This is a genomic window from Bradyrhizobium sp. AT1, from assembly GCF_001590795.1.
In the GTDB taxonomy this organism is placed as follows: domain Bacteria; phylum Pseudomonadota; class Alphaproteobacteria; order Rhizobiales; family Xanthobacteraceae; genus Bradyrhizobium.
This window is the reverse complement of sequence record NZ_JXDL01000001.1, coordinates 4243740-4256239: the sequence shown is the minus strand read 5'-3', so window position 1 is coordinate 4256239 and position 12500 is coordinate 4243740. Positions and strand designations below refer to the sequence as shown.

The following is a 12500-nucleotide window of genomic DNA, read 5'->3' as shown; positions in this document are numbered from 1 at the left end:
TTCATGATGTTGTGGCCCTGGCTCGTGCCTTCCCACCAGCCGGGATAATAGTAGTACTTAGCCACTTTCGCGAAGCCGAGCTTTTCATCGTCGTAGGGGCCGACCCATTCGGCCGCATCGATCGTGCCCTTCTCGAGCGCCGGATAGATGTCGCCGCCGGCGAGCTGCTGCGGCACGGAGCCGAGCTTGGCAAGGATGGTGCCGGCAAAGCCGCCGATACGCATCTTCAGGCCCTTGAGATCGTCGATCGATTTGATCTCCTTTCTGAACCAGCCGCCCATCTGCGCGCCGGTCGAGCCGGTCGGAATGCCGTAGACGTTGTACTCCTTGAGGAGGTCGTTGACGAGTTCTTGCCCGCCGCCCCACAGCAGCCACGAGATCTGCTGGCGCGTGTTCAAGCCGAACGGCAGCGCGGTGGCGAAGGTGAAGGCGGGGTTCTTGCCCCAATAGTAATAGAGCGCGGTGTTGCCGATCTCGACGGTGCCATTTGATACGGCATCCAGGACCTGCAGGCCCGGAACGAGCTCGCCGGCTGCAAACGGCTGAATCTGAAACTTGTTGTCGGTGATGGCGGCTACTTGCTTGCAGAAATATTCACAGCCGCCGTAGAGCGTATCGAGCGACTTCGGCCAGCTCGTGGCATAGCGCCACTTGATCTCGGGGGAGCTTTGCGCGATCGCGGGCGCGGCGACGGCGGTGCTGGCGGCCAGGCTGGCGCCTGTCACCTTGAGAAAATCACGACGTTTCATGCGTATCCCTTCCCTTGCGTCGACTCGTCGAGCAGAAGCGATCTTGATGTCGTTTCGTCGAGGATCGACGTTCTTTTGTTGAAATGGTTTAGGCGTTCCCGAATGGCCCTGATGGGCTCTTGTTGCTGGAATCCGAGTGTTGCGGTTCCGTCAGCAAGGATGACTGTTCATGACCCGATAATCAAGCCATCTGCATCTCGCGACTGCGAAGCGTGCCAGACACAAGTCGGGACCGTCAGCGTTCTGCTAGACGATGAGGCAACGATCAAAGGGGAAGCGCGCAATGACGGGCAAGAAGGTGGTGGTCGCCGGTGCGACCGGTCTCGTCGGCAACGCCGCCTTGCGGCACTTCGGCACGTCGGAGCCTTGCGAAGTCGTGGCGCTGTCGCGGCGAAGGCCGCGCAACCTCTATGGCGCCCGCCACGTCCCGATTGACCTCACGAGCGCCGCGGACTGCCGCCGCGCCGCGGCCGAGCTCGCGGGCGCCACCCATCTGGTTTACGCCGCGCTCTACGAAGCGCCGCAGCTGGTCGATGGATGGCGCGATGAGCAACAGATCAAGATCAACGATCAGATGCTGCGCAACCTGATGGGCGAGCTCGAGCCGGTGGCGCCCGGGCTCAAACATGTCGTCTTGTTGCAGGGGACCAAGGCCTACGGCGTCCATGTTCGCCCGCTGACCGTGCCGGCGCGCGAGGGCCGCTCGGAAATGTATGAGCAGCCCAATTTCTATTGGGCCCAGGAAAACTTCCTGCGCGGGCTCCAGAAGGGCAAGGCCTGGCACTGGAGCATTTTGCGCCCTGTCCTGATCGTCGGTCTCGCCATGGGCGGCGCGATGGATCTGATCCCGCCTCTGGGCGTCTACGCCGCGATGCTGCGCGAGCAGGGCCGGCCGCTGGATTTTCCCGGCGGCGCCCCGCGTGTTGGGCAGGCCGTCGATGTCGATCTCCTCGCCCGCGCGATCGCCTGGTCGGGCGAAGCGGGGACGGCACAGAACGAGGCCTTCAACGTCACCAATGGCGACGTCTTCACCTGGGAAAACATCTGGCCCGCCCTGGCCGACGCGCTGGAGATGAAGCCCGGCAAGCCGGTGCCGCTTTCGCTTGCGAAGGAGTATCCGAACTGGATCGACATCTGGGACGAGCTGCGGACCAGGCATAACCTCGTCTCGCCCGGTCTCGCCGACTTCGTCGGCCTCTCATTCCAGTACGCCGACTACAGCATGCGCTACGGCCATACGGAATCCGGCCCGCCCTCGATCGTCTCCACCGTGAAGATCAACCGCGCTGGCTTTACCGAGATGATGGACACGGAAGACATGTTCCGGAAGTGGTTTCGGCAAGCGAAGGAAGAGCGCCTGTTGCCGTAGCTTGCTCAGAGGAGTGTTGTTGCCCTGCGCGCAAGCGGGAGAGGTAGACCGAGCCGGTGGCCGAGATCTCGTCTCACTCCTCCTTCGCGAACGCCGCTTCCATCGCCTTCCGCGTCCTGATCGTCTCGTTGTTCGCGTCGAATTCGACATCGCTCCAGCGCACGATCTCGCCATGGGCGATGTCGTGCTTCAGCTTGAGGCGATGCGCAAGGCCGATCGGCAGCGCGCTCGCCTTCAGGCTCGCGCTAGCCGGGACCAGCTTGCCCCACACCGTGTAGCCGCCTTCACCGTCGAGCATCTCGCCGGCGCGCAGATTGCGCTTGGCCACGGCCGCGACGTCGCCGCGGAAGCCATGGGGCTGTCCCGTCGGCTCACCCCGCAGCGCCGCCGACAACACCGAGATGTTCAGCTCCAGTCCGATCAGATGGTACGGCTTGTACATCGCGGCATAGCGCCCGCTGCCGTCGGTCTTCAAGCCGTATTGCCTGAAGCAGTCGGCGGCGTAATGGTTCGGCGCCTCCAGCACGACGTAGACGCCCCAGCGCAGATCGCGGAACACCGGCCGCCCGTCGCGCTCCAGCGAGGACACCACCTCGACCACGCCAGCCCGCTCCAGCACGCCGCCATGTGAACGCGGCCGCATGATGTGCGGCAGGTCGTCGACGCCGCAGGGCGGAAACAGCAGGCCGTCCGCGGGCACGTCGAGCGCGCAAGCGTTGGCGATCGCGGCCATCTCGATCGCCGATTTTGTGCCGTCGAGAAACGAGTTGAACATCTGCGGGTTCATGCCGGCCGACTGCGCTTCGCCCGCGGTCAGGCCGTAATGCTGCCAGACGCCGTCAGGCGTCACGTCGTGATAGGCCGGCAGGTATTTCGTGCCCTTGCCGGCGGCGACCACGCGAAAGCCGGTGGCGCGGGCCCAGTCGACCATCTCGGCGGTCAGCGCCGGCTGGTCGCCATAGGCGAGCGAATAGACCACGCCGGCCTTGCGCGCTTCCTCGGCGAGCAGCGGTCCTGCGAGCACGTCGGCTTCGACATTCACCATCACGATGTGCTTGCCCGCCGCGATCGCGGCGCGCGCGTGGCGGATCCCAACGGCGGGATTCCCGGTCGCCTCCACCACCACGTCCATCGCGCCGCCGGCAATGGCGCGCGCGCCGTCATCGGTGAAGACGGTCTTAGCGATGAGCTCGGCGCTCCAGCCGACGGTGCGGCATGCCTCGCGCGCGCGCTCACGATCGATATCGACGATGACAGGTACCTCCAGCCCCGGCGTATGCGGCACCTGCGCCAGGAACATCGAGCCGAATTTGCCCGCGCCGATCAGCGCGACACGGACAGGCTTGCCGGCGGACGCGCGGGCCTGGAGGAGGCGGAAGAGATTCATGGGGGATGTCCTGCGGAGCTATCGTGTCCCCGGACGCGGTGCAGCCTAGGCGATGCGTAGCATCGTCCGGAAACGCTGCGCCGCTGAGCCGGGACCTAGAGAGAAAATTATCGATACAGTATGAGCCCCGGCCTGCAGCGCACCGCTGAAGAAGCGCTGCGCTGCGTCGGGGCACGAGACCTGTCTACTCCGCCGCCTGCCGCGGCGCACGGGCAAGCCGCACCAGCGCATCGTCATCCACCGTCTTGATCGGCGCAAAATCGCGATGGGCGATGTAGTCCGGTCGCGTCGGGGTGCGAATGTAGTTCGAGACCGCATTCAGCGTCAGGTACACGATCTTGCGCGGATAGGGCGTGATGTTGCCTGCCGAGCCATGCACGAGATTGCCGTGGAACATCAGCATGCCGCCGGGCTTGCCGGTCGGCGCGACGATGCCGCCCTGCGCGACGAGCCGCGTCACCGTGGCTTCGTCCAGCGTCCATAGCGGATAGGAGGTGGTGGCGAGGTCGTGCGAGGCCTCGAGATCGCCGGCGTTCTGGCTGCGCGGCACCAGCATCAGGGGTCCGTTGATCGGCATCACCTCGTCGAGGAAGATCGCGATGTTCATCGCCCGCGGCTCCGGCATGCCGTCGTCGCGCTTCCAGGTGCCGTAATCCTGGTGCCATTGCCAGACGTCGCCGGTGAAGGCCGATTTCGCGTTGATCTTGAACTGGTGCATGTAGACAGGCTCGCCGAACAATTGCTCGACCGGGTCGATCATGCGCGGATGGGCGCCGAGGATGCCGAACGCCTCGTTATAGAGATGCGCGGCAAACGCCGTGCGCGGCGCGCCGCTCTTCTCGCGCCAGACTTCCGGCCGGTTGGTGTCGTAGATGCCGACCGCCTCGCGCGCGAGCAGATCGACCTCCTCCTGGGCGAACAGCTCGGGCAGGAACAGCCAGCCCTCACGATGGAAGAACTCCAATTGCTCCTGAGACAGTTTCATGGGTCGTCCTCCTTGATTTTGTTTTTTGCTGTCATTCCGGGGCGCGCGAAGCGCGAGCCCGGAATCCATTCATCCACCGTCGATGCCGCCCGATGGATTCCGGGCTCGCGCCAAGTGGCGCGCCCCGGAATGACGGCGCAAATCGCTACGCCGCCGCCTCGTCGCTCGTCCTCAATCTCTCCTCGGTCATTCGCCCCGCCGTCTGCGCATGCGCCAGCGCCGCGCGCTCGGCCGCGCTCGCATCGCCTGCCAGAATGTGCCCGGCGATCTCCGCGTGCTCCGCCCAGGCGCTGCCGCGATAGTCGAGCTCCGACAGCACCGTCGCCATCGAGCGGCGCATATGCGGCCATTGCGGCGCGATCGTCTCCTCGATCACGGGATTGCCGGCGAGCTGATAGATCGCGCGGTGAAAATCGACGTCGAGCGTGATGAGCTCGGCCAGCGGTGTCGCGCGGTCGATGCGGCCGCCGGCGGCCAGCGCCGCTTCCAACCGCGCGCGGCCGGTCGCGTCGTATCCCGCGCGCGTCGTCGCAAGCCGCGCCGCAAGCGCATCGATCGCCCCGCGCACCTCGTAGAGCTGGCGGATCCGTGAGGGATCGAGCTGGGTGACCTCGAACCCGCGCTTGCCGCTTTCGGCGACGAGGCCTTGTCGATGCAGCAGATGCAGCGCGTGCGACACCGGCTGGCGCGACACGCCGAGCCTGTCGGCGAGCTCGTTCTGCCGGATGCGCTGGCCGGGCTCCAGCGTGCGGTCGGAGATCGCCTCCAGGATGCGCGCATAGACCTGGTCGATCAGGTTCGGAAGCGGGTCGAGGGGGATCACGCCGGTAGCTCCGACAGCCAATGGGAATACGGAATTCCGTATTCGAAGGTATCTCAGGAAGGAAGGGGCGTCAATGCGGCTCGCATCGAGGACATGTAAGCCTTTGATTTTACTGCGGTGTTCTACTGTGCATGGGGTTGTTTTCGCAAAAAAGAACCCGGAGAGGAGGCTTCACTCCGCCAGGAAGCCGCTCACCACCCCGCCGAACTCCAGCGGGTCCTGCTCGAACATCCAGTGGCCGGCGTTCGGAATCACGGCCGTCTTGGCGCCCGCGATATGCTCGGCCAGCACGCGCCACATCACCGACAGGCTGCCGGTGGTGGCGCCGCCGCCGATCAGCAGCGTCGGCGTCCGGATCGCCTGCGCATCGCTGAGCGTATAGGGCCGGCGCTGCTCGTTGATCTGGCCGAGGAAGGTCAGCGCGTTGTCGCGCAGCTGCTGCTTGGCCGCCGCCGGCACGCGCCGCCAGGATCCGTCGCCCTCGATGCCCTCGTAAAAATTCTGCAGTGCGCCCTCGAGGTCGCCGGCGCGGATCATCTCGACCGAGCGCGCGGTGCGCGCCGCCAGCGGCGGATGCGCGGGCGTGCCTTCCGGCAGCGGCAGGCTGGAATCGAGGTCGCCGCCGGGCTCGGCCAGCACCAGCTTTCGCACGAGATCCGGCCGCGCCTGCGCGACGCGAAACGCGATGTGGCCGCCGCGGGAATGGCCCATGAGGTCGACGGGGCCGGGCTGAACCTGCTCGACGAACGCGATCATATCCGAGACGTGCTGCGCCATCTTGTAGTCGTCGCCGACGGCATCCCAATGCTCGGGGAAAAAGTGCCGCAGGCTGACCGAGATCACGCGATGGGCCTTCGACAGCGGCCCGAGCACCGAATACCAGGTGCGGAAATCCCCGAGGGTGCCGTGCACGCAGACCAGCGGATGGCCTTCTCCGACTTCGAGATAGGCCATGTCGTAACCGTTGACGCGAAAGCTCTGCATGATCAGCTCGCCAGAAAATCCAAAACCATTTCCGAGTATTTTTGCGGCGCCTGCTCGAACATCGGATGCGTCGTGTTCGGGATGATTGCCGTCTTGGAATAGGGCACGTGCGCGGCGAGCGCATGCAGCACTTTCGGCAGCAGGCCCTTGGTCCGCGCGCCCAGGATGAACAGCGTCGGCATCTTGATCGCTTCCGCATCCGCCTTGGAGAATGGCGGGCGGTTGTCGCGGACCTGGCCGATCAGGGTGTAAGCGTTATCGCGCAAATTCTGCTTCACGATCGCCGGCAGCCGCGGCCAGGTGCCGGCGCCTTCCAGCGTGTCGACGAACACGGCAAGGCCGCCATCGACATCGCCGGCGGCGATCTTCTCGGCCGAAGCCGTGAAGCGCGCCAGCAGCGGCGAGGGGCCGCCGACGTAATCCGGATCGAGGCTCGCATCGAGCTCGCCGCCGGGCTCCGCCAGGACGAGCCGGCGCAACAGATCAGGGCGGGCTTGCGCGACGCGGAAGCAGATGTGTCCGCCGCGGGAATGGCCCATCAGGTCGACGGGCCCGAGGTCGAGCGTCTCGATGAAGGCGATGACGTCCTGGACATGCTGGGCGATCGAATAGGTGTCGCCGATGCCGTCCCAGCGTTCCGGAAAGAAATGCCGCAGGCTGACGGCGATCACGCGACGCTGCTGCGTCAGCGGCCCGAGCACGCAGCCCCAGACCCGGAAGTCGTTGAGCGAGCCGTGCACGCAGACCAGCGGCGGCCGGCCCCTGTCGTCGCCCACGTCGAGATAGGGCATGTCGTAACCGTTGACGTGGAGGCTTTGCATTCGGGACTCGCGGGCGCAGGCGGAACTCCTGTGCAAGATTCCCGGAAACCGGGTGGATCGCAACTATTTCCAAGCCTAGATTTGAGGAGAGATCACATTGGGGGCATGCGACGAGGACGCAAACCTCAGGAACCTAGCCATGACCGACCAGCATTTCGCCTTGTTCGATACCAAGATCGGCCTCTGCGCCATTGCCTGGGGCCCGCGCGGCATCAACGGCACGCAGCTGCCAATGGGCGGCGAGCAGAAGATCCGTACCCGCATCAGCCAGCGCCACGCTGACGCCGTCGAGGCCGAGCCCACCGCCGAGGTGCGAGAGGCGATCGACCGCATCGTCAAGCTGCTCGCGGGCGAACCGGACGACCTCACCGATATCGAGCTCGATCTCGACGGAGTGCCCGAGTTTAACCGCGGCGTCTACGCGATCGCCCGCGCGATTCCGCCCGGCAAGACCATCACCTATGGCGACATCGCCAAGCAGCTCGGTGGCGTCCAGCTCTCGCGCGACGTCGGCCAGGCGCTCGGCCACAACCCGTGCCCGATCGTGGTGCCCTGCCATCGCGTGCTCGCGGCCGGCAACAAGCCCGGCGGCTTCTCGGCGAACGGCGGCGTGGTGACCAAGCTGAAGATGCTGGAGATTGAAGGCGCGCTGGTGAACCACACGCCGAGTCTGTTTGATTGAGGTTCAAGGTCTCGTGCCCCGGACGCAGTGCGGCACGAAGTGCTGCACTGCTGAGCCGGGACCCGAATCCTCTCCTAAATCTTCGCCGCCGCCTTCGGCCAATACTTATCGCGTAAATGCCGCTTCACCAGCTTGCCCGTGGGCGTGCGCGGCAGCTCGGGCTCGAAATCGATCGAACGCGGGCACTTGATGGCGGAGAGCCGACCCCTGCAATAGGCGATCAAGTCGGCTTCCAGCGCCTTGCCGGCGCGGCTCATGTCGTGCGGCTGCACCACCGCCTTGACCTCTTCGCCCATCTCCTCGTTCGGCACACCGAACACCGCGACGTCGGCGACGTCGGGGTGGGTGATCAGCACGTCCTCGGTCTCCTGCGGGTAGATGTTCACGCCGCCGGAAATGATCATGTAGGACTTGCGGTCGGTGAGATAGAGGAAGCCGTCCTTGTCGAGATAGCCGACATCGCCGAGCGTCGACCAGCCCTTGGCGTTGTAGGCCTTCTTCGTCTTCTCGGGGTCGTTGTGATAGGTGAACGCCGGCGCGTCGGCGAAGTAGACTGTGCCGATCTCGCCGACCGGCTGCTCCTCGTCGTTCTCGTCGAGAATCTTGACCTTGCCGACCACGGCGCGGCCGACGCTGCCGCGATGCTCCAGCCATTGCTGCGAGCTGCAGACGGTGACGCCGTTGCCTTCCGAGCCGGCGTAATACTCGATCAGGATCGGGCCCCACCAGTCGATCATCTTTGCCTTGACGTCGACCGGGCACGGGGCGGCGGCGTGGATCGCGCCCTTGAGCGTTGAGACGTCGTAACGGTTGCGAACCTCGTCCGGCAGCTTCAGCATGCGCACGAACATGGTCGGCACCAGCTGCGACTGCGTGACCTTGTATGTCTCGACCAGCTTCAGGAAGTCTTCGGCGTCGAAGTGCTCCATGATGATCGAGGTGCCGCCGAGCACGATCGCCATCATGTTGAAGCGCAAGGGAGCCGCATGATAGAGCGGCGCCGGCGACAGATAGGTGCTGTCCGCGTTCATGCCGCACATGTCGGCGCAGAGCACGCGCAGCAGCGGGTTCGGCTCGTTGATCGTCTTGCCCTCGAAGGCCTTCTTGACGCCCTTGGGCCGGCCGGTGGTGCCGGACGAATACAGCATGTCGTAGCCGGCGACCTCATCGGCGATCGGCGTGGTCGGCTGCGCGGCGGCCTCCTTGTCATAGGAGCGGAAGCCCGGCAGCGGTTCGTCCATCATGTAGAAGATCGGCTCGCCGGCCGTGCCCTTGATCAGGCTCTTGATCTGGTCGGCGCATTTCGGCGTGGTGATCACGACCTTGGCGCCGCAATCGGCGATGATGTAGTCGATCTCGTCCTGCTTCAAATAGCGGCTGATCGCTGTGTAATAGAGCCCGCTGCGCTGCGCGGCCCAGCACAGCTCCATGAAGGCCAGACGATTCTCCATCAACAGCGCGATGTGGTCGCCGGCCTTCAGCCCCAGCGAGCGGAACAGATGCGCGCCCTGGTTCGAAAGCTCGTCGAGCTCGCGATAGGTGATCGCCTTGCCCGTGCCGGCCATCTGGTAGGCGATCTTGTTGGGCGTGGTGCGGGCGTGGATGGAGGGGTGGGTCATGAGTGTTGGTCCCAAGGCATACGACAAGGCATACGAGATGTCGTCCCGGCGAACGCCGGGACCCATAACCACAGGGCGTAGTTTGGTGGATGATCGTGGTTCGGTACTGCGACCGACCACGATCGATAGATTTCGCGGTATGGGTCCCGGCGTTCGCCGGGACGACACCGTTTGTGTGGCGACGTCTCGGCTTACAGCCGTTCGACGATCGTCACGTTCGCCATGCCGCCGCCTTCGCACATGGTCTGTAGACCATAGCGCTTGCCGCGCTGGTGCAGGGCGTGGACCAGCGTCGTCATCAGCTTGGTGCCGGAGCCGCCGAGCGGATGGCCGAGCGCGATGGCGCCGCCGTTGACGTTGAGGCGCGCCGGATCGGCGCCGGTGGTCTTGAGCCAGCCGGTCGGCACCGAGGCGAAGGCCTCGTTGACTTCGAACAGGTCGATGTCGTCGATCTTCATGCCGGCCTTCTCCAACGCCTTCTTGGTGGCGTGCAGGGGCGCGTCGAGCATGATCACGGGATCGCCACCGGTCATGGTCATGTGGTGGATGCGGGCCAGCGGCTTGACGCCGAGCTGCTTCAGGCCCTTCTCGTTCACCACCATGACGCCGGAGGCGCCGTCGCAGATCTGGCTGGCGCTGGCGGCGGTGAGCTTGCCGTTCTCAGCGATCAGCTTGACGCCCTTGATGCCGTCGAGCGTGACGTCGAAGCGGATGCCTTCGTCGATGTGGTGCGTGTCCTTGCTGCCGTCGGCGCGGGTGATCTCGAGCGGCACGATCTCTTTCTTGAAGTGGCCGGCTTGTGTCGCTGCAATCGCACGCTGATGGCTGTCGTAGGAGAATTGGTCGAGGTCGTCCTTCGACAGGCCGTACTTCTCGGCCATCATCTCGGCGCCGGTGAACTGGCTGAACACGATGTTCGGATACTTCTTTTCGATGCCCGGGCTCTTGTAATTGCCGAAGCCGTTCTTGGCGGGGAGCTGCGACGACAGGCCCATCGGCACGCGCGTCATCGATTCCACGCCGGCGGCGATGACGACGTCCATCGCGCCCGACATCACGGCTTGCGCGGCGAAGTGCAGCGCCTGCTGCGAGGAGCCGCACTGGCGGTCGATCGAGGTGCCCGGAACGCTTTCCGGCAGCTTCGATGCCATGATCGCGTTGCGCGCGACGTTGTTCGACTGCTCGCCGACCTGCATCACGCAGCCCATGATCACGTCCTCGACCAGGGCGGGATCGACCTTGGTGCGATCGACCAGCTCGTCCAGCACCTTCGCGGCGAGATCGGCCGGATGCCAGCCGGCGAGGCGGCCCCCCTTGCGCCCGCCGGCGGTACGCGCGGCGGCGACGATATAAGCCTCGGCCATGTCGGTTTCTCCCTGAATTCTTGATTGGGTTAGGTGTCGGGGACGGATTTAAGGGACGGGAGATCGTTTAGTCAATCGATCAATTAACTCTTGTGATGAGACGCTGCTTGGGCTTATCTGCGCCCCGCTCCGAGCGACGAACAGGGATCTTCCGTGGCGACCAGCGTACCGAACAGGCTCCCCAGCGGAAAAAATTCCACGGCGGAGAAATTGCTCGTGGCCGCGAGCGAGCTGATGATCGAACGCTCCTCGATCGAGATCTCGCTGTCCGACATCGCGCAGAAGTCGGGCGCCAACGCCGCACTGGTGAAATATCATTTCGGCAACAAGGACGGCCTCCTGCTGGCGCTGCTCGCGCGCGATGCGGCGACCGAAATGTCTAATCTCGAATATTTGCTGGCGCAGCCGATCAATTCGACGGCGAAGCTGAAGCTGCACATCGCCGGCATCATCCGCGCCTATCACCGGTTTCCCTATATGAACCGGCTGATCCATTATCTGCTGCACGAAACCAGCGTCGGCTCCGCTGACGAAGTCTCAAAATTCTTCGTCGCGCCGCTCTTGGATTTCCACCGCCGCCTGCTCGCCGAGGGCGTCAGCCGTGGCGAGTTCCGCGCCACCGATCCGGTGCTGTTCTACACCAGCCTGATCGGGGCCTGCGATCATCTGTTCTTCGGCCGGCACGCGATGTCTCGCGCGACCGGCGTCGGTCCGGTCACCGACGACGTTTGCCGGCAATACATCAAGCACATGGAAACGCTGATCTGCGGCGGCATCCTCACGCAAGCCGGGGAAGCTGCCGCGGCCGGATAATCCGGCCATCACTCTCAAGTCTAGAGAAGAAACGCCCAAGGAAAGGTGCCTGTCATGGAATTGAAAGACGTAGCCGTTCTCATCACCGGCGGTGGTTCGGGCCTCGGAGAGGCGACCGCTCGCGCCATGGCGGCCAAGGGCGCCAAGATCGGCGTGATCGACCAGAACAAGGAAAATGCCGAGAAGGTTGCCGCCGAAGTGAAGGGCGTTGCGCTGCATGCCGACGTCACCAGCGAGGAGCAGATCAAGGCGGCGATCGCCAAGGCTGAGGCTGCGCATGGCGTTGCCCGCGTCCTGATGAACTGCGCCGGCATCGGCGGCTCGCAGCGCATCGTCGGCCGTGACGGCGTCTATCCGCTCGAGAAATTCGCGCGCATCATCAACGTCAATTTGATCGGCACCTTCAACTGCCTGCGCCTTTTCGCCGAGCGCCTCGTCACCATCGAGCCGGTCGGTGAAGAGCGCGGCGTCATCATCAACACCGCTTCGGTTGCGGCCTATGAAGGCCAGATCGGCCAGATCGCCTATTCGGCGTCGAAGGGCGGCGTCGTCGGCCTGACCCTGCCGGCCGCGCGCGACCTTGCCAGCCAGAAGATCCGCGTCAACACCATCGCCCCTGGCCTGTTCTTCACGCCGCTGCTGATGGGGCTCAACGAAGAAGCCCGCAAGAGCCTTGGCGCGCAGGTACCGCATCCCTCGCGCCTCGGCGATGCCAAGGAATACGGTGCGCTCGCCGTGCACATCGTCGAGAACCCGATGCTCAACGGCGAGACCATCCGTCTCGACGGCGCCATCCGCATGGCGCCGCGTTAGCTTCTTCCTTCTCCCCTTGTGGGAGAAGGTGGCGCGCGCTTGCGCGCCGGATGAGGGGTTCTCTCCGCGATCTCATGTGTGGAGGCAGACC

Annotated in this window: 12 protein-coding genes (1 of these 12 only partly in view); 4 read left to right on the top strand and 8 right to left on the bottom strand. The window is 64.8% G+C overall.

The features are described 5' to 3' along the window. A protein-coding gene (locus SE92_RS19840; protein ID WP_063197687.1) for a TRAP transporter substrate-binding protein crosses the window boundary here: on the bottom strand, positions 1 to 749 show its 5' portion. Its footprint begins 343 nt before the window's first position; the window shows 749 of its 1092 coding nt (coding positions 1–749); the start codon lies at positions 747 to 749; the stop codon falls past the left edge of the window. Positions 750 to 1032: 283 nt separating this feature from the next. On the opposite strand from SE92_RS19840, the gene SE92_RS19835 reads away from it, so the two are divergent. Further along, entirely contained in the window at positions 1033 to 2118 is a 1086-nt protein-coding gene (locus SE92_RS19835) for an NAD-dependent epimerase/dehydratase family protein (protein ID WP_063197685.1), read from the top strand. Between the two features lie 73 nt (positions 2119 to 2191). Here SE92_RS19835 and SE92_RS19830 read toward each other — a convergent pair whose 3' ends face one another. The 5 genes from SE92_RS19830 to SE92_RS19810 form a co-directional block, all read right to left on the bottom strand. Further along, positions 2192 to 3505, bottom strand: coding sequence for an NAD(P)H-dependent oxidoreductase (locus SE92_RS19830; protein ID WP_063197683.1), 1314 nt, complete (start codon positions 3503 to 3505; stop codon positions 2192 to 2194). 184 nt (positions 3506 to 3689) lie between these two features. Next, a complete protein-coding gene (locus tag SE92_RS19825) occupies positions 3690 to 4490 on the bottom strand; it encodes a phytanoyl-CoA dioxygenase family protein (RefSeq protein WP_063197681.1) in 801 nt (266 codons plus the stop codon). A 145-nt stretch (positions 4491 to 4635) separates the two neighbouring features. Then, complete coding sequence (locus SE92_RS19820) at positions 4636 to 5313, bottom strand: GntR family transcriptional regulator (protein WP_063197679.1); 678 nt, start codon at positions 5311 to 5313, stop codon at positions 4636 to 4638. Positions 5314 to 5484: 171 nt separating this feature from the next. Further along, entirely contained in the window at positions 5485 to 6297 is an 813-nt protein-coding gene (locus SE92_RS19815) for an alpha/beta fold hydrolase (RefSeq protein WP_063197677.1), read from the bottom strand. A gap of 2 nt (positions 6298 to 6299) precedes the next feature. Then, a complete protein-coding gene (locus SE92_RS19810) occupies positions 6300 to 7118 on the bottom strand; it encodes an alpha/beta fold hydrolase (RefSeq protein ID WP_063197675.1) in 819 nt (272 codons plus the stop codon). A gap of 139 nt (positions 7119 to 7257) precedes the next feature. Here SE92_RS19810 and SE92_RS19805 point away from each other — a divergent pair, with 139 nt between their 5' ends. Then, the gene (locus SE92_RS19805) at positions 7258 to 7800 is read left to right on the top strand and encodes a methylated-DNA--[protein]-cysteine S-methyltransferase (protein ID WP_063197673.1); all 543 of its coding nucleotides are present in this window, start codon (positions 7258 to 7260) and stop codon (positions 7798 to 7800) included. A 74-nt stretch (positions 7801 to 7874) separates the two neighbouring features. On the opposite strand, the gene SE92_RS19800 is transcribed toward SE92_RS19805, so the two are convergent. Together SE92_RS19800 and SE92_RS19795 are read right to left on the bottom strand one after the other, a co-directional pair. Continuing rightward, positions 7875 to 9419, bottom strand: coding sequence for an acyl-CoA synthetase (locus SE92_RS19800; RefSeq protein WP_063197671.1), 1545 nt, complete (start codon positions 9417 to 9419; stop codon positions 7875 to 7877). A 191-nt stretch (positions 9420 to 9610) separates the two neighbouring features. After that, the gene (locus SE92_RS19795) at positions 9611 to 10783 is read right to left on the bottom strand and encodes an acetyl-CoA C-acetyltransferase (RefSeq protein WP_063197669.1); all 1173 of its coding nucleotides are present in this window, start codon (positions 10781 to 10783) and stop codon (positions 9611 to 9613) included. Between the two features lie 210 nt (positions 10784 to 10993). Here SE92_RS19795 and SE92_RS19790 point away from each other — a divergent pair, with 210 nt between their 5' ends. Next, positions 10994 to 11596, top strand: a complete 603-nt coding sequence (locus SE92_RS19790) for a TetR family transcriptional regulator (protein WP_063197667.1) — start codon at positions 10994 to 10996, stop codon at positions 11594 to 11596. 54 nt (positions 11597 to 11650) lie between these two features. Then, positions 11651 to 12409, top strand: coding sequence for an SDR family NAD(P)-dependent oxidoreductase (locus tag SE92_RS19785; RefSeq protein ID WP_063197665.1), 759 nt, complete (start codon positions 11651 to 11653; stop codon positions 12407 to 12409). Positions 12410 to 12500 lie beyond the last annotated feature (91 nt).